Annotated in this window: 21 protein-coding genes; 14 read left to right on the top strand and 7 right to left on the bottom strand. The window is 65.5% G+C overall.

The window, feature by feature from the left end; translation table 11 throughout:
- Window positions 1-81 precede the first annotated feature (81 nt).
- Window positions 82-1,671 (bottom strand): FAD-dependent monooxygenase, encoded by a 1,590-nt coding sequence (locus AC6LJW_RS14130; RefSeq protein WP_498087593.1) that lies wholly within the window; start codon window positions 1,669-1,671, stop codon window positions 82-84.
- 334 nt (window positions 1,672-2,005) lie between these two features.
- Between AC6LJW_RS14130 and uvrA the strand changes: the two genes are divergently transcribed.
- Entirely contained in the window at window positions 2,006-4,642 is a 2,637-nt protein-coding gene (gene uvrA / locus AC6LJW_RS14125) for an excinuclease ABC subunit UvrA (protein ID WP_498087591.1), read from the top strand.
- A 6-nt stretch (window positions 4,643-4,648) separates the two neighbouring features.
- Entirely contained in the window at window positions 4,649-5,098 is a 450-nt protein-coding gene (locus AC6LJW_RS14120) for a GNAT family N-acetyltransferase (RefSeq protein WP_498087590.1), read from the top strand.
- A gap of 26 nt (window positions 5,099-5,124) precedes the next feature.
- Here AC6LJW_RS14120 and AC6LJW_RS14115 read toward each other — a convergent pair whose 3' ends face one another.
- Window positions 5,125-5,907, bottom strand: coding sequence for a bestrophin-like domain (locus AC6LJW_RS14115; protein ID WP_498087589.1), 783 nt, complete (start codon window positions 5,905-5,907; stop codon window positions 5,125-5,127).
- 170 nt (window positions 5,908-6,077) lie between these two features.
- Here AC6LJW_RS14115 and AC6LJW_RS14110 point away from each other — a divergent pair, with 170 nt between their 5' ends.
- The 5 genes from AC6LJW_RS14110 to AC6LJW_RS14090 all read left to right on the top strand — a co-directional run bounded on the left by AC6LJW_RS14110 (window position 6,078) and on the right by AC6LJW_RS14090 (window position 12,749).
- Window positions 6,078-6,587 carry an RNA polymerase sigma factor gene (locus tag AC6LJW_RS14110; protein ID WP_427984163.1) on the top strand — a complete coding sequence of 170 codons (510 nt, stop codon included), beginning with the start codon at window positions 6,078-6,080 and terminating at the stop codon, window positions 6,585-6,587.
- Window positions 6,574-7,560 carry a FecR family protein gene (locus AC6LJW_RS14105; RefSeq protein WP_056558455.1) on the top strand — a complete coding sequence of 329 codons (987 nt, stop codon included), beginning with the start codon at window positions 6,574-6,576 and terminating at the stop codon, window positions 7,558-7,560. The genes AC6LJW_RS14110 and AC6LJW_RS14105 overlap by 14 nt, the downstream gene beginning before the upstream one ends.
- Before the next feature lie 220 nt (window positions 7,561-7,780).
- The gene (locus AC6LJW_RS14100; RefSeq protein ID WP_498087588.1) at window positions 7,781-10,225 is read left to right on the top strand and encodes a TonB-dependent siderophore receptor; all 2,445 of its coding nucleotides are present in this window, start codon (window positions 7,781-7,783) and stop codon (window positions 10,223-10,225) included.
- A 113-nt stretch (window positions 10,226-10,338) separates the two neighbouring features.
- Window positions 10,339-11,388: an NADP(H)-dependent aldo-keto reductase gene (locus AC6LJW_RS14095; RefSeq protein ID WP_056566197.1), complete on the top strand. Its 1,050-nt coding sequence runs from the start codon at window positions 10,339-10,341 to the stop codon at window positions 11,386-11,388.
- A gap of 284 nt (window positions 11,389-11,672) precedes the next feature.
- Window positions 11,673-12,749, top strand: a complete 1,077-nt coding sequence (locus AC6LJW_RS14090) for a polymorphic toxin type 44 domain-containing protein (RefSeq protein WP_082578733.1) — start codon at window positions 11,673-11,675, stop codon at window positions 12,747-12,749.
- 514 nt (window positions 12,750-13,263) lie between these two features.
- Here AC6LJW_RS14090 and AC6LJW_RS14085 read toward each other — a convergent pair.
- Complete coding sequence (locus tag AC6LJW_RS14085; protein WP_056566194.1) at window positions 13,264-14,085, bottom strand: metallophosphoesterase; 822 nt, start codon at window positions 14,083-14,085, stop codon at window positions 13,264-13,266.
- Window positions 14,086-14,199: 114 nt separating this feature from the next.
- Here AC6LJW_RS14085 and AC6LJW_RS14080 point away from each other — a divergent pair, with 114 nt between their 5' ends.
- Window positions 14,200-14,604, top strand: coding sequence for a lysozyme inhibitor LprI family protein (locus tag AC6LJW_RS14080; RefSeq protein WP_056558453.1), 405 nt, complete (start codon window positions 14,200-14,202; stop codon window positions 14,602-14,604).
- Window positions 14,601-15,275, top strand: coding sequence for a DNA-3-methyladenine glycosylase I (locus AC6LJW_RS14075; RefSeq protein WP_498087587.1), 675 nt, complete (start codon window positions 14,601-14,603; stop codon window positions 15,273-15,275). The genes AC6LJW_RS14080 and AC6LJW_RS14075 overlap by 4 nt, the downstream gene beginning before the upstream one ends.
- A gap of 22 nt (window positions 15,276-15,297) precedes the next feature.
- Here the strand turns inward: AC6LJW_RS14075 and AC6LJW_RS14070 are convergent, their stop codons facing one another.
- Both AC6LJW_RS14070 and gvpU read right to left on the bottom strand, forming a co-directional pair.
- Window positions 15,298-15,993, bottom strand: coding sequence for a pentapeptide repeat-containing protein (locus AC6LJW_RS14070; RefSeq protein ID WP_056558451.1), 696 nt, complete (start codon window positions 15,991-15,993; stop codon window positions 15,298-15,300).
- A gap of 5 nt (window positions 15,994-15,998) precedes the next feature.
- Complete coding sequence (gene gvpU / locus AC6LJW_RS14065) at window positions 15,999-16,445, bottom strand: gas vesicle accessory protein GvpU (protein WP_200949347.1); 447 nt, start codon at window positions 16,443-16,445, stop codon at window positions 15,999-16,001.
- Window positions 16,446-16,616: 171 nt separating this feature from the next.
- Between gvpU and AC6LJW_RS14060 the strand changes: the two genes are divergently transcribed.
- A complete protein-coding gene (locus tag AC6LJW_RS14060) occupies window positions 16,617-16,991 on the top strand; it encodes a hypothetical protein (protein WP_498087586.1) in 375 nt (124 codons plus the stop codon).
- 50 nt (window positions 16,992-17,041) lie between these two features.
- On the opposite strand, the gene AC6LJW_RS14055 is transcribed toward AC6LJW_RS14060, so the two are convergent.
- Window positions 17,042-18,376 (bottom strand): ParB/Srx family N-terminal domain-containing protein, encoded by a 1,335-nt coding sequence (locus tag AC6LJW_RS14055; RefSeq protein WP_498087585.1) that lies wholly within the window; start codon window positions 18,374-18,376, stop codon window positions 17,042-17,044.
- 197 nt (window positions 18,377-18,573) lie between these two features.
- Between AC6LJW_RS14055 and AC6LJW_RS14050 the strand changes: the two genes are divergently transcribed.
- The gene (locus AC6LJW_RS14050) at window positions 18,574-19,257 is read left to right on the top strand and encodes an ankyrin repeat domain-containing protein (RefSeq protein WP_427984148.1); all 684 of its coding nucleotides are present in this window, start codon (window positions 18,574-18,576) and stop codon (window positions 19,255-19,257) included.
- Between the two features lie 53 nt (window positions 19,258-19,310).
- On the opposite strand, the gene AC6LJW_RS14045 is transcribed toward AC6LJW_RS14050, so the two are convergent.
- A complete protein-coding gene (locus tag AC6LJW_RS14045) occupies window positions 19,311-20,417 on the bottom strand; it encodes a porin (RefSeq protein ID WP_056558441.1) in 1,107 nt (368 codons plus the stop codon).
- 254 nt (window positions 20,418-20,671) lie between these two features.
- Between AC6LJW_RS14045 and AC6LJW_RS14040 the strand changes: the two genes are divergently transcribed.
- The 3 genes from AC6LJW_RS14040 (at window position 20,672) to AC6LJW_RS14030 (ending at window position 24,021) form a co-directional block, all read left to right on the top strand.
- Window positions 20,672-21,325: an NUDIX hydrolase gene (locus tag AC6LJW_RS14040; RefSeq protein ID WP_498087584.1), complete on the top strand. Its 654-nt coding sequence runs from the start codon at window positions 20,672-20,674 to the stop codon at window positions 21,323-21,325.
- Between the two features lie 102 nt (window positions 21,326-21,427).
- The gene (gene prs / locus AC6LJW_RS14035; RefSeq protein ID WP_056558434.1) at window positions 21,428-22,273 is read left to right on the top strand and encodes a ribose-phosphate diphosphokinase; all 846 of its coding nucleotides are present in this window, start codon (window positions 21,428-21,430) and stop codon (window positions 22,271-22,273) included.
- A gap of 47 nt (window positions 22,274-22,320) precedes the next feature.
- Complete coding sequence (locus tag AC6LJW_RS14030) at window positions 22,321-24,021, top strand: nicotinate phosphoribosyltransferase (protein ID WP_056558430.1); 1,701 nt, start codon at window positions 22,321-22,323, stop codon at window positions 24,019-24,021.
- Window positions 24,022-24,139: the final 118 nt, after the last annotated feature.

Genomic DNA, 24,139 nt, shown 5'->3' with positions numbered 1-24,139 from the left:
GTCCGCCTTGAATGAGGGTGGGTGCATGACTACGACGAACCGCCGGCACCCGAATCGACATGAATCCTTTTAGGGATTTCCCTAGGTCGCGGCATCTTGCGCGGGCTGGCGCAGCCGTTCGATGTAAGCCGACAGCGTTTCGGCGTGCCGCGCTTCGGCGCGCAGGCCCACGTGGCCGTCTGCCCGCACCACCAGCAGCACCATGTCGCCCACGCCCAGCCTGGCCGCCGCGGCGGGCTCCAGGTAGGCGTCCACGTCGGTCACCCCGTCGCTGGCGGTCAGCGCCACGACGACCTCGATGATGTACCCGTCAGACAGGGCCGCCAGTTCGCGACGCAGGTCCGACAGCGGCTGCTGCGGCGTGCCGGGACCGCCGATCAGCAGGACGGTGTGCCCCCGCCGCTTGGCGTAGTCATGCAGCTTGCCCCGGCCGCCGGTGGAAAACCGCACGTCGATATGGTCCGGCAGCCGCTGGCCGGGCCAGATGGCGGCGTGCCGGTCTCCCATCACGATGGGCGACCCGGCGTAGTCGATGTCGAGCTCGGCTTCCGACACTGCCTCGCGGTGCCGCGCCTCGGCGTTGCCGAAAGCCGCGCGGATCGCCAGATCGCGCGTGCGCCGCTCTTGCGCGCCCTGCGCCATCTGCGCGCTTTCAGCCACATCGCCCGAAGCCATCACCATGTCGGCCACCGGCCGCCGTTCGGCGTGATAGCTGTCCAGCAGCGCGGGCGAGCAATGCCCCTGGCAGACCAGCGCCAGCTTCCATCCCAGGTTGTAGGCATCCTGCAGGCCGGTGTTCATGCCATGCCCCTGCGCCGGGCTGCACGTGTGCGCGGCGTCGCCCGCCAGCAGCACGCGGCCGGACCGGAACGTGCGCGCGACCTTGGTGTGGCATTCGAATCGCGCCGGGTGCGAGACGTTGTAAAAGCTGGCGTCCGGCAGGTAGCGCCGCAGCGTGGACAGCGCGTCTTCGACCAGGTCCGACTCCGCGGAACTGGGGCGCAGGTAGACGCGCCAGCGCTCGCCAGGCAGCGCGGTCAGAATCACCGGAATCTTGTCCAGATAGGCGTAATTTGCCTCGAAGGCCTCCGGCCAGTCGGGGATGGTCGCGTCGAACACGGCCCACGGCTGGTTGATGTCGTGGCCGTCCTGCTCGATGCCCGTCAGCATCCGCACGGTGCTGTGGTGCCCGTCGCATCCCACGACCCATTGCGCCAGCACCTGCGACAGCTTGCCGCCGCGCTCCACGGTGGCCAGCACGCCGTCGTCCTGTTCCTGCAATCCCACCAGCTTCGTGGCGCGGGTGACCTTGCCGCCCAGCCGCCCCAGATGGTCGGCCAGCACCGTCTCGGTGACTTCTTCAGAGATCCCGATGTTGAAGGGATAGCGGCTGTCGGCAAGCTCCAGGTCGATGATGCCCAGTTCGCTGCCGCCCGCGTGAATGCGGGCGCGCCGCTGCTTCACGCCCGCGGCCAGCAGGGGTTCAATGATGCCCAGCGCATCCAGGATTTCAAGGGAACGCGGATGCACGACGGTCGCGCGGTCCCAATCCAGCGGGCGTTCGTGCGCGTCGATCAGCAGGCAGTCGACGCCGCGGCGCTGCAATTCGGACGCGGTCAACAGGCCGGCCGGGCCCGCGCCCACGACCAGGACGGAAATCGAGATCACCATGTCTTGCCCTCAGCAATGTGGTCATCAAGTCCTGCCGCAAGGGATGCAGCCTGCCCGGCAGTCGGAAGCAGCGCGGTCGCGCCGATGGAGCCGGCAGCACGACAAAGGCGGCGCATTGCGCCGCCCCTGCCATTTCGCGTGATGCGAAATTAAAGCAGCGCCGTGGCGCCGTCAACGGCATTGCGCGGCCTGGGGGCCGCGCGCAGCTGGCAGGCGATTGAGCGGTATGCAGGCATTGGTGCAAGCAGCCTCATTCGATGGGATGAGGCGCCTCGTCGACGGTTGGGCAGGCCCGCAACGGGCATCCGCCATCCAGTCCATTACTATTTCAGCCATGAGCCAGCGCAAGAATCTTTCGAAGCCGGGCCCCGATGCCTGCATCCGCGTGCGAGGCGCGCGGGAACACAATCTGAAGAACGTGGACGTCAGCATCCCGCGCGACGCGCTGGTGGTGTTCGCCGGCGTGTCGGGATCGGGCAAATCGTCGCTGGCGTTCGGCACGCTGTACGCCGAAGCGCAGCGCCGCTACCTGGAATCGCTGTCGCCATACGCCCGCCGCCTGATCGACCAGGTGGGCGTGCCCGACGTCGACGCCATCGACGGCCTGCCGCCCGCCGTGGCATTGCAGCAGCAGCGCGGCACGCCGAACGTGCGATCCACGGTCGGCAGCGTCACCACGCTGTCGAGCATGCTGCGCATGCTGTATTCGCGTGCCGGCACCTATCCGGCGCGCCAGCCCATGCTGTACGCCGAAGACTTCTCGCCCAACACGCCGCAGGGCGCCTGCCCGCATTGCCACGGCCTGGGCTACGTGTACGACGTCACCGAGGCATCCATGGTGCCGGACCCGTCGCTGTCCATCCGCGAGCGCGCGATTGCGTCGTGGCCGCCCGCCTGGCATGGCCAGAATCTGCGCGACATCCTGGTGACGCTGGGCTACGACGTGGACAAGCCGTGGCGCGACCTGCCCAAGAAGGATCGCGACTGGATCCTCTACACGGACGAGCAGCCCACCGCGCCGGTCTATGCCGGTTTCACGCCGGCCGAGACGCGCGCGGCGCTGCGCCGCAAGGCCGAGCCCAGCTACATGGGCACCTACACCGGCGCGCGCCGGTACGTCATGCACACATTCGCCACCACGCAGAGCGCCATGATGAAAAAGCGCGTGGCGCGCTTCATGACCGGCGCGCCCTGCCCGGAATGCGGCGGCCGGCGCCTGAAGCGCGAGGCGCTGTCCGTGACGTTCGCGGGCCTGGACATCGGCAGCCTGTCGCAACTGCCGCTTGCCCGTATCGCAGAGGTGCTGACGCCCGCCGCCGAGGGCCGGTTCGACGAGCACGCGGCACAGGCTGGGTCGACGCGCAGCAAGGCCGCGGGCGTGCGCGCCAACGCCAAACGCGTGGCGGCGGGCGGGCTGTCGCACGCAGGCAGCAGCGACGTGCGGCGCACGCCGGATCTGTCGCCCGAGAAACGCATCGCAGCGCAGCGCATCGCGCACGATCTGGTCGAACGCATCGGCACGCTGCAGGCGCTGGGTCTGGGCTATCTGGCGATGGACCGGTCCACGCCCACGCTGTCGCCGGGCGAGTTGCAGCGCTTGCGGCTGGCCACGCAGATCCGCTCCAACCTGTTCGGTGTGGTGTACGTGCTGGACGAACCGTCGGCCGGCCTGCACCCCGCGGACGGCCAGGCGCTGCACCGCGCGCTGGACCAGTTGAAGGCCGGCGGCAACACACTCTTTGTCGTGGAGCACGACCTGGACACGCTGCGCCGCGCCGATTGGCTGGTCGACGTGGGACCGGGCGCGGGCCAGCACGGCGGCCAGGTGCTGTACAGCGGCCCGCCCGAAGGCCTGCGCAAGGTAAAGGATTCCATCACCGCCCAATACCTCTTCGACACGCGCCCCGCCAGCCGGCGCACCCCGCGCGAACCCGCCGGGTGGCTCGAGCTGCGCGGCATTCACCGCAACAACCTGCATGGCGTGGACGCGCGCTTTCCGCTCGGGGCGTTCACGGCGGTGACGGGCGTTTCCGGATCGGGCAAATCCAGTCTGGTCAGCCAGGCGCTGGTCGAACTGGTGGGCGAACACCTGGGCCAGGAACTGCCGGCCGACGAACCCGACAGCGACCTGCCGCAGCCCGGCAACCTGCCGCGCACCACGGGCCGGCTGCACGCGGGCGGGCAGGCCATCAAGCGGCTGGTCAACGTGGACCAGAAGCCAATCGGCCGCACGCCGCGCTCCAATCTGGCCACCTACACCGGCCTTTTCGATCACGTGCGCAAGCTGTTTGCCGGCACCAAGGCCGCGCGCGCCCGGCGCTACAGCGCCGGACGCTTCTCCTTCAACGTCGCCCAGGGCCGCTGCGAGACCTGCGAGGGCGAAGGCTTCGTCCACGTCGAACTGCTGTTCATGCCCAGTGTGTACGCGCCTTGCCCCACGTGTCACGGCAGCCGCTACAACGCCAAGACGCTCGAAGTCGAGTGGAATGGCCGCAACATCGCCCAGGTGCTGGACATGACCGTCGACGAGGCACGCGATTTCTTCAACGACGAAGCCGTGGTGGCTCGCCCCTTGACGCTGCTGGCAGAGATTGGCCTGGGCTATCTGCGCCTGGGCCAGCCCGCCACGGAACTGTCCGGCGGCGAAGCGCAGCGCATCAAGCTGGCCACCGAACTGCAGCGCAGCCAGCGCGGCAACACGCTGTACGTGCTGGACGAACCCACCACCGGCCTGCATGCGGCGGATGTGGACAAGCTGATGACGCAGCTGCACGGCCTGGTCGATGCCGGCAATACCGTGGTCGTGGTCGAACACGACTTGCGCGTGGTCGCTGGCAGCGATTGGATGCTGGACGTCGGCCCGGGCGCCGGCGAAGCGGGCGGCGCCATCGTCGCGGCCGGCACGCCGCAAGCCGTCAGCCGCGGCGATGTGGGCGTGACTGCTCCATTCCTGCGGCGCTTTTTTGACTGAGGAAACATGGAATTCATCTACCGCCCCGCGCGCGGCGAGGACGTGGCGGTCTGTATCGACATCCGGGGAAAGACCCGCGAGAACGCGTTTTCCGCGGCGGACCTCGCCGAGGCCGGCGTCACGCTCGAATCATGGACGGCGGCGGTGCAGGACGGATCGCTGCCCGGTTATGTGGCAACCGTCGACGGCAAGGTTGCCGGATACTGTTTTGGCGACACCGAGGCCGGTGAAATCGTGGTGCTGGCGCTGCTGCCCGACTTCGAGGGGCATGGCGCGGGCAAGACGCTCTTGAATCTGGTCGTGCGCGATCTGAAGGCGCTGGGATTTCAGCGGCTGTTCCTGGGATGCGCCAGCGACCCGGCCGTCCGCTCGTATGGCTTTTACCGGCACCTGGGCTGGACGTCCACGGGCAAGTTCGACGACCGGGGCGACGAGGTGCTGGAGCTGCTTGCCTGAAACTCGTGCCGTGAACGCCCGCACTCCTACTGCTGCATTTCCTGCGCAAGCGTGGCCTGCATGCGCTCCATGCTTTCCTGGCCCACCTGGATCAAGCCGCTGCCCGGCTGATCGATGTCCAGAATGAAAGTCAGCACCAGGGCAATCAGCGCGGCAAACATCCCCGTGGAAATCGGCCGGCGCCGTCCGCACAGGCCCGTGCCGTACGCGATATAGCCCATCGAACCGCCCGCCACGATGAACAGCAGGTAGTACACAGGCTCGGGCACGTGGTTTTCCAGCGCGACGCGGCGCTTTTCGTTGATCTGCGCCATCTCGTTGATGGCCTGGATGAACATGATCGTGGAGATGGAGGGCGGATTCTCGGCCCGCGCCGCCACCGCCGCCCGGATCTGGCGTTCGATGCGGCGCGCAGTGGCGTTCGCGGTGGCGAAACGCGGCGAATCCTGGTCGGCCAAGTGGTAGTCCAGCGACGCCGACGTGTATTCATGCAACATCTTTGCCACCACCGGCCGGTGCTCGGCGGGGATGAGCTGCGACCGCCAGTAGGCGTTGCCGATCGCGTTGGCCTCTTCCAGCACCAGGTTCTTGCGCGTTTCGAATCGTGTGACCGACATGGCGAACGTAAACCCCAGCAGCAGGGCCAGCAGGCCGAGCAGGGCGGTCTGCAGCGCGGTGATGTGCGTCTTGGCGGCCTCGTCGGCCGGCTTGCGCAGCCGGCGGCCAAGGCGGTAGCCGACCTCGATGACGCCCAGGAAAATGATGAGCACGACGAAAAAGAGGATGACCTCGTCGAGTTCCCTGAGCATGGTTTTTCCTGGCGCGGATGGGGCGGTCCAGAGTATGCCGATTGCCCCGCGGCGACAAGAGTCAGCCAAAGTATGTGCGGCGCGCTTGCCACGTATTGCGCACGTATCAGGTTTGAAGAAATGATAATGATTTGCAATAATTGCCGATTGCTTTCGATCCCGCATCCGACATGTCTCAGGCTCACTCCCAGCTTTCCGGCTGGCTCGCGTTGTATGGCGAGTTCATGCAGGCGTTCGCGCATCGCTTCGGCAATCGCAGCGATGCGGAGGACGCGGCGCACGATGCCATCGAGCAATTGTTGTCGCGCAGCGACGTGACGACGGTCGAACACGCCCGGCGCTTCCTGTTCCGCGCGGCGGCGCATCGGCGCATCGACGCGTGGCGGCGGGATACGCGCAATACGCATATCGCGTGGCAGGATCTGCCCGAGCAGGACCAGCCCTGCGTGCCCAGCCCCGAGGCGACCGTTCGGGCGCGGCAACTGATGGCCGCCGTCGAGGCCGCACTGGTGCAACTGCCGCTGAATTGCCGGCGCGCCTATGTGCTGAACCGGATCGAAGGCTGGACGCACCGCGAGATCGCCGTGACGCTGGCGCTATCCGTCAACAGCATCGAGCGTTACGTGATGCAGGCATGCCAGCATGTGCGGGCCGCCTTGAATCCCCATGATTGGCGATAGTCCCGTCGCCGCCGAGGCGATCCGCTGGTCCGCGCGCCTGCACGCTGGCGACATGAGCGCTGCCGAGCATGCCGAGTTGCTGGCATGGCGGCGCGCCCGGCCTGAACACGAGGCCGAGTTTCAGGCGCAGCAGATGGTGAGCCGCGCAGTCCTGGCGATGCCCGACGACGCGGTTCGCCGGCTGTACGGAGGAGAACTGCCCGAACGTCCGAATCTGGGGCGTCGCAGGGCAATGCGCGCCGGCGCCGTGCTGCTTTGCGCGGGCGCCGCGGGCGCCGCCGCTTTCACTTTCGGCGGCGGGCCCGGCCGGCCGGAATACGCCGCCCAATGGTCCACGCGCAAGGGCGAACGGCGCAGCGTGTCCCTGGCCGAGGGAAGCGTGCTTGAACTCAATACGGACACCCAGGCTGCCGTGGCGTTCTTCGAGGACAGACGGGTCGTGACGCTCACGCGCGGCGAGGTGCTGTTCGACGTCAGGCCCGATGCCGCTCGGCCCTTCTACGTGGAAGCCGGTCCCGCAACCGTTCAGGTCACCGGCACGCGATTCAACGTCCGGCGGGGCGCGCAGGACGTGCACGTGGCGGTGCAACAGGGCGCGGTGCAGGTCCGCAGCGGACCCTGGTGGCATCGCAGCCGCAACCTGTTGAGCGCGGGGCAGGGCACGCTCGTTGACAGCGACGGCCGCCAGCCGGGCCCGCAGGCCGTCAACCTCGCTGCCGAACTGGCGTGGGTCAACGGCCGGCTGGTGTTTCGCAATGCGCCCTTGGCGGCCGTGGTCGAAGAGCTCAACCGCTATCTGCAGCAACCCTTGCGGCTGGCCAACGATCGCGTCGGCAGGCTCCGCCTGACCGCCTCGTTCAGGCTTGATGATCCCGAAGGCATCGTAGAGGGTCTGCCGGGCGTGCTGCCCGTCGTGCTGCACCGCCTGCCGGCAGGCGGAATCCTGCTGGATCTCAAGCCGGAATCGGCCTGATGCTGCGTTGTTTCAAACAGAAACAATTGTGCCGCGGAAATCATTCAGGACTTTTGCTCGCTGATTCGTAGTACATGGCAGGCCGCCGATTTGCACCCGTCCGGCCCGTCACGATCCTTGGCCAAGGGATCGGGCGCAAAGCGCCCGCTGCAATCATCGAACGAGTCCTGTCTTGAATCCACATTCCCGTATCACCCTTCATGCGCCGCGCAGGCGTCCCTTGCCGGCCAGATTGACCGTGGGCAGCCTGGCGCTGTCGGTCGCGCTGGCCTTGGCCGGCGGACTGGGCGCTTCCCCGGTTCACGCCCAGCCCGCCGCGGTCCAGGTCGACATCGCTCCGCAACCCCTGTCCGAAGCGCTGCTCCAGTTGGCCGAGCAGACGCGGCTGCAGATCCTGTTCGCGCCGGACCTCGTGGCCGGCAAGGCCGCGCCGGCGCTGCGCGGCAGCTTCACCGCCGATCAGGCGCTGGCTGCGCTGCTCAAGGGCAGCGGCTTGCAGTATCGGCGTGAGGGCGATCGCTACCTGCTGTCGGCAGGCGGCGCCGACGTGCTGGACGCGGTCACCGTCATCGGCATGGCGGAACGGCGCAGCATGACGGAGAACACTGGTTCCTACACGACGCGCATCACCAGCATCGCGTCCAAGACCGAGCAGAGCTTTCGCGAGATTCCGCAATCCGTCTCGGTCGTGACCCGGCAGCAGATGGAAGACCAGAACATCACCGACGTGCGCCAGGCCCTGCTCGCCGTGCCCGGCATCACGTACAACGGCGTGGACTTCTTTTCGCGCGGTTTCGCCATCACCAGCATGCAGCTCGACGGCGGCGCACCGCTGGCGCTGGGCTCCTACAATTATGATCCGCAGCAGCAGATGGCCTTCTACGACCGCGTGGAAGTCATGCGCGGCGCCTCGGGCCTGCTGGGCGGCGTGGGCGATCCCGGCGGCATCATCAATCTGGTGCGCAAAAAGCCGCTGGCGCAGGATCAGCTCAAGGTGACGCTGGGCGCCGGCAGTTGGGACGATTACCGCAGCGAGATCGACGCCAGTGGCCGGCTTACCGAAAACGGCAAGGTGCGCGCCCGCGGGGTGTTCAGTTATCAGAAGAGCGGCTCCTACATCGATCACCGCAGCACCGAGCGGCCCGCGTTGTACGGCGTGCTGGAAGCCGACCTCGGTCCCGATACGCTGCTGACCGTGGGCGGCAACTACAGCCAGATCAACAATGACGGCGCGCCGCCGACACTGCCGCGCTACAGCAACGGCGCCGATCTGGGCCTGTCGCGCAGCGCGAACCTATCGCAACCCTGGGCGTACGACGACACCGATCGCTGGGAAGTGTTCGGCCAGTTGGAGCATCGGTTCCGCAATGGCTGGATCGCCAAGCTCAACGCGACGCATACCGACCAGAAGACCGATCGCATCTGGAACTACACCTCCGGTTCCGTCGATCCCATCACCTACAAGGGACTGACGTGGGGCGCCGGCCGCGCCAACTCCGAGAACAAGCAGGACATGGTGGACGCCAACCTCAGCGGCGCCTTCGATCTGCTGGGCCAGACGCACGAATTCGTGGTGGGCGCGGACTGGCAGCGCGTGCGTAGCGACTGGGTCAACTCCAACCTCGCGATCAATTACAAGGATCCCGTCGATCCGTTCAACCCGGGCTCGTGGAATCCCAGCAGGACGGACGCGGACTACAACTACAGCGCGCATTACGGCCCGTGGGGCCAGGAACAGGTCGGCGGGTACGCCCTGCTGCGCCTGCATCCCACCGACCGCCTGAGCGTCGTGGCCGGCGCCCGCGTCAGCCGTTACGAGTTCTCGCAGCTCATCCGCACCAAGCGCGGCGCGGCGGACTGGCAACTTTTCCAGGATGCCCAGTTCAAGGAATCCACCGAGATCACTCCATACGGCGGCTTGATCTACGACCTGAACAACCAATGGTCCGTCTACGGCAGCTATTCGGCCATCTACAAGCCGCAGCCGCTGGTCATGCAAGGCCCGCCGCCGGGCAGTTCGCTGCCGCCCATCAAGGGCAAGAGCTTCGAGGCCGGCATCAAGGGCGAACTGTTCGACGGCGCCGCCAATGCCACGCTAAGCCTGTTCAACGTCGAACGCACCGGCACCGCGGTCCTTGATCCCCGTTACGACAGCAGCAGCAGCGCCTATGACGGAGCCTGCTGCTACACGGCGCAGGGCAAGGTGGTGAGCCGGGGTGTCGATGTCGAGTTCAGCGGCGAGCTCGCCACGGGCTGGCAGATGACCGCGGGCTACACGTTCAACACCACCAAGGACAAGAGCACCGACAGCGTCTACAGCAGCGTGACGCCCAAGCACCTGTTCAAGCTGGCGACGGCATATCGCTTGCCGGGCGACTGGACCAAGTGGACGGTGGGCGGCAGCATGCTCATCCAAAGCGCAAGCTACGTGTCCGGCACGGCGCGCGATGCGAGCGGCGCCTTCGCGCCGTTCGATTTCAACCAGGGCGGCTACGCCATCCTGAACGCCATGGTGCGCTACCAGCTCACGCCGCAATGGAACATGACGCTGAACGTCAACAACCTGACCGACCGCGTCTACTACCAGCAGGTGGGCACGTTGAACGGCAACAACGTCTACGGCACGCCGCGCAATGCGATGCTGACGTTGCGGGGAACGTTCTAAGGGCGGGCGCGCCGGCAGGATCGGCCGGCCCCCAGGCCGATCCTGTCAGCGAAACGCCAACATCTTGGAGTAAGGTGTCGCATCCCAACCCCAAGACCCGCACGGAGCAGAACTTGAAATACCGCAAACTCGGCCGTACCGACCTGGATGTCAGCCTGATCGGGCTGGGCACCATGACCTGGGGCGAGCAGAACACCGAAGCCGACGCGCATCAGCAACTGGACTACGCGCTGGAGCGCGGCGTCAACCTGGTCGACGTGGCCGAGATGTACCCTGTGCCGCCCAAGCCCGAGACCCAGGGGCTGACCGAAACGTACATCGGCACGTGGCTGGCCAAGACCGGCCGCCGTCAGGACATCGTGCTGGCCAGCAAGGTGGCCGGCCCCGTGCGCGATCCGAAGCGCCCCGGCCACATCCGCGACGGCAAGACCTTCCTGGACCGCAAGAACCTGACCGCAGCCCTGGACGCCAGCTTGAAGCGCCTGCAGACGGATTATCTGGACCTGTATCAGCTGCATTGGCCCGACCGCACCACCGCGACGTTCGGCCAGCTCAACTACCCGTGGGTCGAAGACGAGCACACCGTGCCGATCGAAGAGACGCTGTCGGTGCTGCAGGACTTCGTGCGTGCCGGCAAGGTGCGCCACGTGGGCGTATCCAACGAAACCCCGTGGGGCGTCAGCCAGTTCCTGCGCCATGCCCAGAACGCCGACCTGCCGCGCATCGCGTCGATCCAGAACGCCTACAGCCTCCTGAACCGCGTGTACGAGATCGGCCTGTCGGAATTCACGCACCACGAAGGCGTGGGCTTGCTCGCGTATTCGCCGTTGGCGATGGGCATGCTGTGCGGCAAGTACCTGGATGGCGCCAAGCCGGCCGGCGCGCGCCTGACGGTGTACTCGCGCTTCACCCGCTACAGCAACCCCCAGGCCGAAGCCGCCACGCGCGAATACGTGGAATTGGCACGCGCGCATGGGATTTCGCCGACGCACCTGGCGCTGGCGTGGGTGAATCAACGCCCGTTCGTCACCAGCAACCTGATCGGCGCGACGTCGCTGGAACAGTTGAAGGAAAACATCGACAGTGTTGATGTGACGTTGCCGGCTGAGGTGCTGGACGCGATCAACCAGATTCACGTGCGTCATCCGAATCCGGCGCCTTGAGGCGTTCGGGGCAGGACGGGAAAGACGTTCGCGGCCTGATGGAAAGCGGTTGATCTCCTTGGAGGTCGACATCCGAAAAGCTCACTTGCGATTGCAGTGGGCTTTTTGTTTGTCCGGGGCTTTTCCTGGAAGGCAACCGCTGGCATGCATGTTTCAAGGTGGACGGCTTCAAGTCGTGCGTTGCATCACCGGGTGAAAGTGCGTCAGACGATTTTCACGTTTATTTGATTCAAGTCGGTTTCTGCCACGCTCAGACTTTCGCGCATCAGTAATTGCCTGGAGCAATGATGACAGCGCGCCCGATCATTCGTGTTGGTGACAAGACGACCCATGGCGGAACGGTGTTGGAGGGGTTTTCGTCCTACGACATCGACGGCCGAGCGGCAGCAGGCCTGGGCCACATGGTGGACTGCCCTAAATGCAAGGGGGTATTCCCCATCGTAGAGGGGGTTGGGAGCTTCGCTATCGACGATGGATACGTCGCCATTGAGGGGATGAGGACGGCCTGCGGGGCAACGTTGATCGCCAGTCAGAATATTGCATTGGTGATTCCGGATGCGAGTGGCACCGCTCGAGTTTCCAGCAATGGGGGCGCTCTCTCAAAAGGCTTTTCTGAGGGCGGAGCAGGGTCAGATTGGCTGCTGTCCAACAGCGTGCGGCAGATTGGTTGTGAACACGCGGACACGGCAATGATCCCTGCCGAGTACATCGTTCGAGAGATGAAGACCAATCCTTTTTCGATTCGGGGGCGGCAAATTCATGACTCGAATCACTTCGACCTTGGGGCATATCACAAGCAGTGGCGCGAATCTCCTTGGTACGGAAAACTATCTTCGCGCCCTACCTACGTGGAGGCGCTGGCCGAAGAAAAACTCCGCGCATATGCACTTTGGGCCGATATTGTCGGACCTGGGCAGCCGTGGGATCACAAGCCGGTGCTGCAAAAAATGCTTAAAGATGTTTGGAATTCAGGCTGGCACAAATCTGGCGCCTATGAATATTTCTACGACATTTGGTCGAACATTCATTACGGCTATGTTGGTGTGGCGGTCGGATTCACCCCTGATGAACTGATTAACGGAGCAGGGATCGCTCAGGCATTGCATGACACTTTGGGGGCGTTGGCCAGACGCCGAATGCCGACCATGCAGAATCATCCCGAAAATGGCAATTGGCCCGCCAGCGCAGATGATAGGCCGGATCACATTTCAATTCAGTTGGAGTGTGACTTGTATACAGACGTCAAACCTCATGCGCTGACCCCGGACATCCTGCTTGGAACCGTTGAAGCTGTACCGTTGCCTTGGGGAAACAGCCGGGGAAGTTCAAAAGAATTGCACGACTGTGAACGCAAGCGTTAGGCGAAATATGCGGAGTCTCGAAAGGTCAATTTGCATCCTGCTTGCCGTGCTAGGAGGGTTGTGTGCAAGTCTCGTCCTTTGGGGCTCGCTGACGCCTACTGTTGTACTCCACTATGCGCAGGACGCCGCAGCGCCTGTGGTGGTTTACTTCAATGACAACCATCGCCTCACGAGGGAAACCATTCATCCCGGCGAGTCAGTCAGATTCTCGACCACGATGTTCGCGTCGCCGGAATCGTGGATTGAGGTCAGCACGCCATTCGTCAATCGCGGAGGCGTGGAAATCACGGGCAAATTCAGTCGAGTCGATGTGTGCATCAGTGCACAAGCGCGGTTTAGCGCCCACACAAGGCACCAGTATTTCGCGCGCTTCACGTCGCCAATTGAGTCATGCAAGGATTCTGATCACGAGCGATAAAAGGCCGGCTGCTAGTCGCAAAATCAGAGCGTGCGAGCAACGGTTCTGGCCACGCAAGCGAGAATCCGCCCGTCGTAATCCCCCCAGACCCCGCATTCACATCTGTCGACGCACCGGTACTTCCCACAACTTCTCCGGCGCATAATCCGCCTGTTCCCCCTTCTTCGCATACCCCAGCGGATTCGCAATCACCCGGCAGCCATCCTTCACGTAATCCTGCGCACAATGCAGATGCCCGTGGATCCACACGTCGGCCAGCGGCAGCAACCCATCCAGCGCATTGCAAAAGCCCGCCGTGCCCGGTGTGACGCCGTAACGCGGATCGGCGCTGGCCAATGTGGGGGCGAAGTGCGTGACGGCCACCGTCGTGCCGTCGAACGGCACGCGCAGGGCGGCGTCCAGCCATTGCTGACAGGCCAGACCCTGCTCGCGCATCTGCTCGGCCATGAAGGGCGCGCCATGGCGGCGCATCTCGGCTTTCTCCAGATAGAAGTCCGCCGCCCTGAACGCCTTGGCACGCTTTTTCAGCGCATCACCCATCGTGTCGTCCGGCGCCGCAAGCGCGTCGAAGTCCGTCCACAAGGTCGTGCCGACGAAGCGCACGCCGCCGATGACTGCCGTCTCCCGTTCCAGCCACTGGATGTCCAGCGCGTTGCACAGGTCTTGCAGGCGCGCATGTGTCTCGTCGAAATCCACGTTGTCGTATTCGTGGTTGCCCGGCACGTACAGGACGGGCGTTGGCCAGCCGTGGCGCGGCGAATAGTCGCCCAGGCCGAAGTCGTCCCGTTCCAGCCGCGAACCCTGACGGTACGAGCCAATGTCGCCGGCCAGCACGAGCAGGTCGGCGCCCGCCAACGGCTGTGCCACAAAGGTGGGATCGGTTTCAAGATGCAAGTCGGAAAGCAGTTGGATCTTCATGGGGGCTATCTTAGGCGACGGACAGCCGCGCTGCGCCGCGCCGGCATCCATGCGACACTTTCCCCCAAGCGTTGACCCACCCCAAACCCACCCACCGGATAAGGAGGAACTAACATGCGTATTGTTTTTGCCGCCGCCGCGCTCCTGCTTGCAGCGGGGGCGCAGGCCCAAGTGCTCAAGTGTGACCAGGCGTCCACCCAGACCGACATGAACCTGTGCGCGGATCAGGCGTATCGCCAGTCCGACGCCGAGTTGAACGCGGCGTACAAGGAAGCGACGGAGCGCCTGAAGGACAGCAAGGACGCCTTGACGCAACTGCAGGCGGCGCAGAAAGCGTGGCTGTTCTTTCGCGATGCCGAATGCGCGTTTTCGTCAACAGGCGTGACGGGCGGCAGCGCCTATCCGATGGTGTTGAGCATGTGTCTGGACAAGCTCACGAAGGCTCGTACCAAGGAATTGCGCGCGTATCTCGCCTGCGAGGAAGGCGACACGAGCTGCCCGGTGCCCCGCAAGCCATGAAGGCTGCCGAGCAGGCGGACGGACATCAGGCCAGCCCGGAAGTCACCATCCCCGACACCGGCCTGATCGTCGACGACCATGGCAAGCCGCGCTGCTTTTGGCAGCCTTCCATGCCGGACTATCACGATCATGAATGGGGCCGGCCGGTTGTTGACGACCGGCGCCTGTTCGAAAAAATCTGTCTGGAAGGTTTTCAGGCCGGCATGGCGTGGATCACCATCCTGCGCAAGCGCGAGGCGTTTCGCGAAGCCTTTGACGATTTCGACATGGAACGGGTGGCGCGCTACACCGAGCGCGACGTCGAGCGCCTGATGACCAATGCGGACATCGTGCGCAACCGCGCCAAGATCGTGTCGGCCATCAACAATGCGCAGCGCGCGCGCGAACTGGCCGACGAGACCGGCTCGCTGGCCGGCTGGCTCTGGGCGCATGAGCCGCCGCCGCAGGATCGTCCGGCGGCGGTGGACCGGCACTATTGGGACAACAATCCCACGTCCAAGGCGTCGAACGAACTCTCGCGGGCGCTGAAGCGGCGCGGCTGGACGTTCGTGGGGCCGACGACCATGCACGCCTTCATGCAGGCCGTGGGCATGGTGAACGAGCACATGAGCGGCTGCGTCTGCCATGGGCAGATCGAGGCGGCGCGCAAGTACTTCCGGCGGCCGGGCTGAACAGCTGACCGGCTAAACCCCGTCAGACCACGCTGATCCGCAGTTCAGCCAGCAACGCCGCCGCCTGGGTCTTGGAAATCGTGGCGCCGGCCAGCCGGGCGGCCGCCGTCAGATCCAATCCGCCAAGGTCCGCTTCCCGCAGGTCCGCGCCTTCGAAATGGACGTTTTTCAACGTGGCATTGCGCAGGCTGCCGCCGTGAAACACCGTCTCGCGGAAATCGCTTCCCGACAGGTCCGCGTCCGAGAAATCCAACTGCAGCAGATTGCACTTTCGAAACGACACGCCGCGCAGCAGGGCCCCGACCAGCAGGCATTCCTCAAGCGACCACCCCAGGCAAGCGATGCCGTCGAAGTCCGATCCCGTCAGCTTGCAAGCGCGGAACCGGGCGCTGGCCAGCCGCGCGCGGCGCCAGTTGGCGTTGTTCAGATCGCAGCTCTGGAAGGTCGCCTCGCTGGCGTCCGCCGACGCAAAGCTGGCCGAGCCGCCGCGGCAGCGGAGCCATTGGGTGTCGGTCAGATCCGCGCCTTGGAAAGAGGCGCCCGCGATGGCGCAGCCGCTGAACTGAAAGCCGCGCAGCTCCAGGCGGGAAAAATCCGCCTCCTGGAAGTCGCAATCCACAAATGACAGCGCCTTGCCTGCCGCCGTCTCGATGAAGGCCTGCATGGCCTTGCGGTCGATGTCCTGGCCTTCGATCGGCGGAGAAACCGGTTGCGTCATGCGGGTCAGGCCGAGGCGTCGGACTGCAAACGGCCCAGGATGAAGCCATCCACCGCACTGGTGCGGCCGCGCCACAGGGTCGGCTGTCCGGCGATGGGCGTGCCGTCGGCCGTGAAGAACAGAGCGTCGGCCAGGTGAATGTAGTTGGGCAGCGGATCGATGGGCTGAGGCAGGCGGAACACGTCGCCCAGTTCGGCCAGCGACGCGTGCACGGTTTGGCGCGTGTCGGGGTCCAGCGACGCCAGCGAACCCGAGAAGCTGGCTGCGAAGGTGTCGAAGTACTCGGCGCCCGAGACGATCGAGCCGGACACCAGCATGCCGCCCATCTGCAGGGTCACGCCAATGCTTTCGATCTGGCTGCCGTTGTTGACCAGGTTGACCAGGAACTGCAGAAAGGCGTCTGCGGCGGGCGCAGCGGCGGCGGGTTGGCCGGGGGTGGTGTCGATGCTCATGAGCGGGGTCTCTGAAAGATTTGCAAGAGGCACAAGATACTCGAAGGGCGCTAAAAATGGTCGCGCCGCAATTCGGAGAGAAACGGGCCGTTCGGGCGCCTGACCGGGTCTTCCGGCGGGGAGTGCGGGGAGTATGTTGGCACCCTGACCGTCAATCCCTTTGGAGCATCCATGAGAAGTGTGAATTTCCTGGGTATCAACGCCGGCGACGGCCAGCCCGGCTCGGCCGCCCGACATGCAAACGCCAGTGCCGGCGCCAGCTTCCGCGCGGCGTTCGCCGACGCCACCGAGCGCAATCGTTCGGCCATGGGTCACGGCGTGTCCGGCGCCTCGCAGGCCGCACCCTCGCAGGCCGAAAAGGAATTCATGGACTACGCAGGGATGTCGATCGAGGACAAGATGTTCTACGCGGCCCTGGCGAGCCTGGGCATTTCCAAGGAAGAATACGACGCCATGTCGGCCGCCGAACGCCTGGAAGTCGCCAAGAAAGTCGCCCTGGCCATGCAGCAACTGGCCAAGGCCGACAACACGCAGGAAGTGCTCTGAGGCGCTGACCGCCCCATGCAAAAAGGCCCGCTTGCGCGGGCCTTTTCACATTACCAGCCCCAGCAGGTGCCGGCCGCGGGCTTGCCGCAGGTGCGGTAATTGACGGCGAACCACAGTTTGCCCGCGCCGCGCGGCGTGGAGTCCGCCGTTTTCACGTCGTTGCGCGGCAGCTCTTCCAGCGTGTCGCGCGCGGTCTTGGTGGGCGAGCCGCTGGCGGCGTTGGCTTCCAGCGTGATGCGGCCCAGGCTGGCGGCGTCGCGGTCTTCGAACACGATATCCGTGTCAGTCAACGCGCTCATCTTCAGCGACGCATCGCGCACGGCGGCGGCGTAGCTGTCGTTGGCCCCGGTCGGCAGGATGTCCTTGTTCAGCGTACTGACCGCCAGGATTTCGGCGGCCGTGGCTGGCGCCTGCATCTTGTACTGGTCCAGGCCCAGCAGCTGCCCGGCCGCGGCCTGCCGGCGCAGCCAGTCGCCCCACAGGAATTCCGCAAACTCGGGCAGGTTGCCGTTGCTGTAGGCAATATCACGCGTGAAGTACACCAGCGATCGGTAGCGGTCTTCCTGCATGCCGCCCGGTTCCTGCGCATGGGGCAGGCCGACTCGCGTGGGCAGCTGGTCGACGGTGATCGGCTGGTTTTGGCCGTCGCGCAGCCAGGCGCGGCGCTCGTCCACCAGGCGCTGCCAGAAGGCCGTCGCGGTCGTAAGGTCGCTGTAGTTGGCGTCGACCTTCACCCAAACGGGGAGCTTCGGGCCGCCATCAAAGATCTCGCGCAGCGACGAGAACGTGTGGTGGCCGTCGGTCAGGTACAGATTGCCGTCCCAGCCCACGACCACCGTCTTCAGGTTGGCCGTGTTCGTGCCCGGCGCGTCCATGCACGCGAATGTGTTGGGCTGGTCCAGGCGGGCGGCGCGGGCCTCGGCGATGCTCTGGAACTTCTGCGCGCGCTCGGCGCCGCCCACGTCCTCGCAGTAGTCATCGAACTTCTTGCCGACTGTGCGGTTCAGGTAATCCAGTTGCAGCACGGGATCGGCCGCCCAGGTGGCGCGGTCGAAATCGCCTTGCCAGCGGCCGAGCTTGTAGTAGATCTGGTCATAGCCGATCGCGGCCTGCGTGGGATGCAGTTCCTCGATGCGGACCTGAATGACGTCGCCCGGCTTTTTCTGCAGATAGGCGGTGTTGCGCGGAGGCGTTTCGGGGTCCGGCTCCGGGGCGGGCTGCGGCGCCGGGGTTTCGGCGACCGGCGGCTGGGCGGCATCGTCGTCGTCATCGCCGCCACCGTTGCAGGCAGCCAGGGCCAGCGGCAACAAAGCCAAAGCCAGGGCGCGCATCAGGCGCGCGGGACGGACGAGGGGGGAAAGCTCGGAATCGGAACGAGAGGGCATGGCAGTTCTTGGGGGGGCTGCGATCAGTAAGGGAGGCCGATCATGCCGGACGCGTGTTTCCTGCGCATTGCACGTCACCGAGAATCTGACCGAGCATAGGGCGCTCGCACGGCCGTGGGCAAGGAGATAATGGCAGCGCGCCCGCCCGGCCCATCACCGTGCGGCTCGTTCAAATAACACCAAGGAGGCTGCCGGCAATGGCTTACATCAACTTCTGGCGCGCCTGCGTCGTGCTGACGCTGAGCGCAATCGGTTTTGGCGCCGCGGCGGACGATCGGGCCGCGAATGGCCGCGGTGCGCAATTGCTGGAGGCGTCAGGTAGCGGCGAGACGGCGCGCGTGCGCCAGCTGCTGGCCGAGGGCGCGCCGATCGAGACGCGGGACGGGCAGGGCAACACGCCGCTGCTGCGCGCCACGCAGGGCAACCACGCTCCGGCCGCGGCGGCGCTCATCGAAGCCGGCGCCGACGTGAACGCCCAGAACCGCATGCAGGACAGCGCGTATCTGCTGGCGGGTGCGCAGGGCTATCGCGACATCCTTGAACTAACGCTGTCGCACGGCGCCGACCTGAAAAGCACCAACCGCTATGGCGGCACGGCCTTGATTCCCGCGTGCGAGCGGGGCCATGTCGAGGTCGTGAAGCGGCTGCTGGCGGCCGGCGTGGATCCCAACCATGTCAACCGGCTCGGTTGGACGGGGCTGCTCGAGGCCATCATCCTGAGCGACGGCGGACCGCGCCATCAGGCGATCGTGGCGTTGCTGATCGAGGGGGGAGCGGACGTGAATCTGCCCGACAAGGAGGGGCGCACCCCATTGCACCACGCGCGTCAGCGCGGGCAGACGGAAATCGTGCAGATGCTGGAGCGCGCCCGGGCGCGGTAGCACCCGGGCGGCAAGATGGGCCGGCGCCGCAGGGCGGCCGGCCCGGGACAACTTTAGAACTGGTGGCGGATGCCCACGCCGGCGGCGGTGCTCTTCAGACCGTCGATGAACGCGTAGTCCGTGCCGTACGAACCGTAGGCGTACAGGTTGGTGCGCTTGGACAGGTCGTAGGTGTAGCCCACGCTGTAGACGTTCATGTTGGCGTCGCCGCCCGTCAGCTTGTCGTTGGACGGAGCCACGTGCTGCCACGAGGTGAACAGGCTGCCGGAAGCGCCCACGGGGAAGGTGGCGCCCAACATGTAGGAATTGGCCTTGAAGCCGTCCACGAAGCGGTTGGTGCCAAATTCATCGCTGAACGGCGTGCCGGCCGGCAGGTCCTGGCCGACGAACCAGCCGTCGGTGGTGCGACCGTAAGCGGCAGCCAGCTTGACCACTTCCAGGTCATACGATGCGCCCAAGGCGTACTGACGCGGCGTGGCGCCATTGTCGATGGTGCTGCGGTTGGCGCCGTTCAACTGGTCGTACGTCAGCGTCACGTTCAGCGGACCCTGCACGTAGCGCAGGCCGGTGGTGATGCCGCGCGTGTTGTCCGCGGTGCGGAAGCCCGTCTGGTCCGCCGTGGTGTCGTCCGCATTGAACGAATAGCCAATGGCGAATTCAAAGCCGTTCACCGACGGGGTGCGGTACATGACCATGTTGTCCCAGCGCATGGTGTTGGCCGCGCTGAAACCCAGGCCCAGGTTGGATTGGGTGTAGCTGGTGTAGAAGGGATCGATGTCGGCCAGGTAGTTGGAACCGACCGTGGCTTGGCGGCCGAATTCCAGCGAGCCCCAGGCGTCGTTGGCCAGACCGATGGTGGCTTGGCGGCCGAACAGGCGGCCGGATTGGCCGCGGCCGCCGTTGGCGGAGTCAAAGCCGCTTTCCAGCTTGAAGACGGCGCGCAGGCCGTCGCCCAGATCTTCGGATCCGCGCAGGCCCCAGCGGGAGCCGGCCTGGATGCCGTTGATCATGCCGACTTTGGAACCACTGTAGCCATCGCCCTTGATCTTGTTGTAGCCGAGGCCGGTGTCGATGACACCGTAAAGAGTGACTGACGGTTCTGCCTGGGCAACGCCTGCGAAAGAAGCCAGCATTGCCGCGGCGAGCAGCGTCTTTTTCATCCGGAAAACTCCTGTGTAGCAGTTGAAGAAAAGCAAAAGGAACACGACGCCAGGCAATCAACCCGACGGTGTTCCTCGGCGCATAGTGTAGAACAATGCGTTAATTGTCGTTATCCGCCGTCAATTCTTGGCAAAATTCGAACACTTTCTAGTGACGCACTTGGGTGAGCCCGCGGGGGGCGAGGGGTGCCGGTTTGACCGCGCCGCCTCATAGTGGCATCTTGCCCAAAACCTGAACTCCTGGAAGCCGCGCCTTGGACTACCCCCAGCCGCTCGTCACCGTCGACGCCGTCCTTCTCACCCTGCGCGAAACCGGTCTGGAAGTCGCGCTGCACCAGCGCGACCGCGAGCCCTATCAAGGCGCGATGGCGCTGCCCGGCGGGGTGGTGCACGCCGACGAGGACACGTCCACCGAAGACAGCATCCGGCGGGTGTTGCGCGACAAGACCGGCTTCGAGCCGCGCTATCTGGAGCAATTGCAGGTGTTCTCCGGCCGGGACCGGGATCCCCGGCAGTGGTCGCTGTCGGTGGCCTATGTGGCGCTGGTGCCCGCCGCCGAACTGGCCGCCGCCACGCGCGCGGCGTTTCGTTTCGTCAGCGTGGACGCATTGCCGCCGCTGGCGTTCGACCACGCCGACATCGTCACGGCGGCCGTGGATCGGCTGCGCAGCAAGTCCACCTATTCCACGCTGCCGTTCTTCCTGCTGCCCGAGCGCTTCACGCTGACCCAACTGCAGCACACCTACGAGGCGATCCTGCAGACCCGGCTGGAGAAGTCCAATTTCCGCCGCAAGATGGAGGCGTGGGGCGCGCTCGAGGCCACCGACGAAGTGGTCGGAGGCGCGCAGCGCCCGGCGCGCCTTTACCGGTTGAAGGATTTCACGTTTTTCGATCGTAGCGTCGGCTGATGCCGAGGCCGCTACCTTTCCAATGCAAAGATAGTTGCATAACGACAATAAGTGAGCTTATACTGGCGCCACTTAGTTTTGAAATGCCACTAAGGGGCGAACATGTTCACCATCACCGCAGTCATTGAAGGGCAACGCACGACCGATACGCCGGCCGCGTTCCGGTTTCCGGGCGGCGAGATGCAGGTCACCATTCCCGCCGGCCTGCGCGAACAAGCCGACGCCGCGCGCGAATTCCGCATCCACGCCTTGCTGAAGTCGGCCGACGACATCATGCAGTTGCTGCTGCTGACCGACGCGCTGCGCCGCCTGAACCCCGCCGCGCCCGTGCATCTGGACATGCCTTACGTGCCGTACGCCCGCCAGGACCGCGTCTGCAACCCGGGCGAGGCGCTGGGCGCCTCCGTGTTCTGCAAGCTCATCAACGACCAGCAGTACGCCACCGTCACCATCGTGGAACCGCACAGCGACGTCACGCCGGCGCTGTTGCAGCGGGTGCGGGTGGTCGACGCCGCCGCGTTCCTGAAGAATGCGCTGGCCGCGTCGGCCTTTGCCCAGGGCGTCACGCTGATGGCCCCGGACGCCGGCGCTCGCAAGCGGGTGCAGGCGCTGGCCAAGGCACTGGGCGTCGCGGACGTGCGCTACGCGGAAAAGGTCCGCGACCCGCAGACCGGCCGCATCACTGAAACCCGCGTGCCCGACGATATCCCGGACCAGCCACTGCTGGTCGTCGACGACATCTGCGACGGCGGACGCACATTCCTGGAACTGGCCGCCGCCCTGGCCGGCAAGACCCGCCAGCCGCTCTACCTGTATGTCACGCACGGCATCTTCAGCAAGGGCCTGACGGAACTGAAGGCCCGTTACGCAGAGATTTTCACCGCCTACGACTGGACCCGCACGGAAGCGGCCGCCGCGCCCGGCGCCGCCGCCGTGCTGGTCAACTGAGAATTCCGGTCAACGAACAATGCTGGTCAACTAAGAAGGAACCCGCCATGAATGCCCCCGACACCCTGGCCCCCGCGCTCAAGAACGGCCTGAATCCCTTCCTGCAGGCGGATTTCTACAAGACCGGCCACCCGTTCCAGTACCCCAAGGGCACGAACAAGATCCTGGCCAATTTCACGCCGCGTTCGGCGCGCCTGGCGCCGGTGCTACCGGAACTGTTCGACGAGAAGATCGTCTGGTTCGGCCTGCAGGGCTTCATCAAGGAAATCCTGATCGGCCTGTTCAACCGCGAGTTCTTCGCCAAACCCGCCACCACGGCCGTGCGCCAGTACCAACGCCGCGTGGACAACGCCCTGGGCAAGGGCGCCGTCACGGTGGATCACCTGCAGGCGCTGCACGACCTGGGTTACCTGCCGCTGGAAATCCGCTCGGTGCCCGAAGGCGCGCGCGTCGACATCCGCGTGCCGCCAGTCACCTTCATCAACACCCGGCCGGAATTCGCCTGGCTGGTGACCTACATCGAAACCCTGTTCAGCTGCGAGTCCTGGAAGCCGTCCACCGTCGCCACCATCGCCTTCGAATACCGCAAGCTGCTGACCTATTTCGCGCAACTGACCGGCAGTCCGATGGCGTTCGTGGACTGGCAGGGCCACGACTTTTCGATGCGCGGCATGGCCGGCCTGTACGACGCGCGCAAGTGCGGCGCGGGTCACCTGCTGTCCTTCACCGGCACCGACACGATCCCGGCCATCGACTACCTGGAAGACATCTACAACGCGGATTCCGACCGGGAACTCATCGGCGGCTCGGTGCCCGCGACAGAGCACTCCGTGATGTGCCTGGGCAGCAAGGAAGGCGAGATCGAGACCATCCGCCGCCTGGTCAAGCAGGTGTATCCGGCGGGCATCGTGTCGGTGGTGTCTGACACCTGGGACTTCTGGCAGGTGGTGACGGACTTTGCCGCGGCGCTCAAGTCCGAGATCATGAGCCGCCAGCCGGATGCGCTGGGCAACGCCAAGGTCGTGTTCCGTCCTGATTCCGGCGACCCCGTGAAGATCCTGACCGGCTACTTCTGCACGGATGTGCCGGGCGTGCAGGACCGCGCTGCCCTGCAAGCGGCGCAGGCCGCGGGCTTCGAGGCCGTGCGCGATGCGGCCACGGGGACGTACTGGCTGCTGGGCGAGGACGCCAGCGCCCAGCAGACGCTGCGCGCGCCCGAGGTGAAGGGCGCTGTGCAATGCCTGTGGGACACGTTCGGCGGCGTAGAGACCGATCGCGGCTACAAGCTGCTGGATCCGCACGTCGGCCTGATCTACGGCGATTCCATCACGCTGACGCGGGCGCGCGACATCCTGGTGCGCCTGGAACGCAAGGGCTTTGCGTCGGGCAACGTGGTGCTGGGCATCGGGTCGTACACCTATCAGTACCTGACCCGCGACACCTTCGGCTGGGCGCTGAAGGCCACGTACGCCGAGGTCAACGGCGAGCCGCAGGAACTGGTCAAGGACCCGGTCACCGATTCCGGCGTGAAGAAGTCCGCCAAGGGTTTGCTGCGCGTGGACGAGACGCCGGACGGCTTCGTGCTGCACGACCAGCAGACGCCCGAGCAGGCGGCGGGCGGCGCGCTGGCGCCGGTGTTCCGCGATGGCGAGCTGCTGGTGGAACAAAGCCTGGCGGAAATCCGGGCGCGGCTGCAGGGATCGTGGGTGTGTCCCGAACCCGGCAGCATCCGCTGGCCGGCCTGCTGATCCCGCAGGTGTTTGCCGGCAGATCAAACGACAACGGCGCCCCTTTGGGCGCCGTTGTTGCTGGCGAGACCGGTCTTCGTGGGGCAAGGTGTCAGACACCCTTGTGGCGCCTGCTCAA

It is taken from the genome of Achromobacter sp. 1012554356 (assembly GCF_059760815.1).
This window is presented reverse-complemented; position numbering and strand designations above follow the sequence as displayed.

Coding starts and splice junctions, on each gene's coding strand:
- AC6LJW_RS14075 (WP_498087587.1), top strand. CDS start 14,601: ATGAAGGCTGCCGAGCAGGCGGACGGACATCAGGCCAGCCCGGAAGTC.
- AC6LJW_RS14080 (WP_056558453.1), top strand. CDS start 14,200: ATGCGTATTGTTTTTGCCGCCGCCGCGCTCCTGCTTGCAGCGGGGGCG.
- AC6LJW_RS14045 (WP_056558441.1), bottom strand. CDS start 20,417: ATGAAAAAGACGCTGCTCGCCGCGGCAATGCTGGCTTCTTTCGCAGGC.
- AC6LJW_RS14085 (WP_056566194.1), bottom strand. CDS start 14,085: ATGAAGATCCAACTGCTTTCCGACTTGCATCTTGAAACCGATCCCACC.
- gvpU (WP_200949347.1), bottom strand. CDS start 16,445: ATGAGCATCGACACCACCCCCGGCCAACCCGCCGCCGCTGCGCCCGCC.
- AC6LJW_RS14110 (WP_427984163.1), top strand. CDS start 6,078: ATGTCTCAGGCTCACTCCCAGCTTTCCGGCTGGCTCGCGTTGTATGGC.
- AC6LJW_RS14105 (WP_056558455.1), top strand. CDS start 6,574: ATGATTGGCGATAGTCCCGTCGCCGCCGAGGCGATCCGCTGGTCCGCG.
- AC6LJW_RS14070 (WP_056558451.1), bottom strand. CDS start 15,993: ATGACGCAACCGGTTTCTCCGCCGATCGAAGGCCAGGACATCGACCGC.
- AC6LJW_RS14115 (WP_498087589.1), bottom strand. CDS start 5,907: ATGCTCAGGGAACTCGACGAGGTCATCCTCTTTTTCGTCGTGCTCATC.
- AC6LJW_RS14090 (WP_082578733.1), top strand. CDS start 11,673: ATGATGACAGCGCGCCCGATCATTCGTGTTGGTGACAAGACGACCCAT.
- AC6LJW_RS14060 (WP_498087586.1), top strand. CDS start 16,617: ATGAGAAGTGTGAATTTCCTGGGTATCAACGCCGGCGACGGCCAGCCC.
- prs (WP_056558434.1), top strand. CDS start 21,428: ATGTTCACCATCACCGCAGTCATTGAAGGGCAACGCACGACCGATACG.
- AC6LJW_RS14120 (WP_498087590.1), top strand. CDS start 4,649: ATGGAATTCATCTACCGCCCCGCGCGCGGCGAGGACGTGGCGGTCTGT.
- AC6LJW_RS14130 (WP_498087593.1), bottom strand. CDS start 1,671: ATGGTGATCTCGATTTCCGTCCTGGTCGTGGGCGCGGGCCCGGCCGGC.
- AC6LJW_RS14030 (WP_056558430.1), top strand. CDS start 22,321: ATGAATGCCCCCGACACCCTGGCCCCCGCGCTCAAGAACGGCCTGAAT.
- AC6LJW_RS14055 (WP_498087585.1), bottom strand. CDS start 18,376: ATGCCCTCTCGTTCCGATTCCGAGCTTTCCCCCCTCGTCCGTCCCGCG.
- AC6LJW_RS14050 (WP_427984148.1), top strand. CDS start 18,574: ATGGCTTACATCAACTTCTGGCGCGCCTGCGTCGTGCTGACGCTGAGC.
- uvrA (WP_498087591.1), top strand. CDS start 2,006: ATGAGCCAGCGCAAGAATCTTTCGAAGCCGGGCCCCGATGCCTGCATC.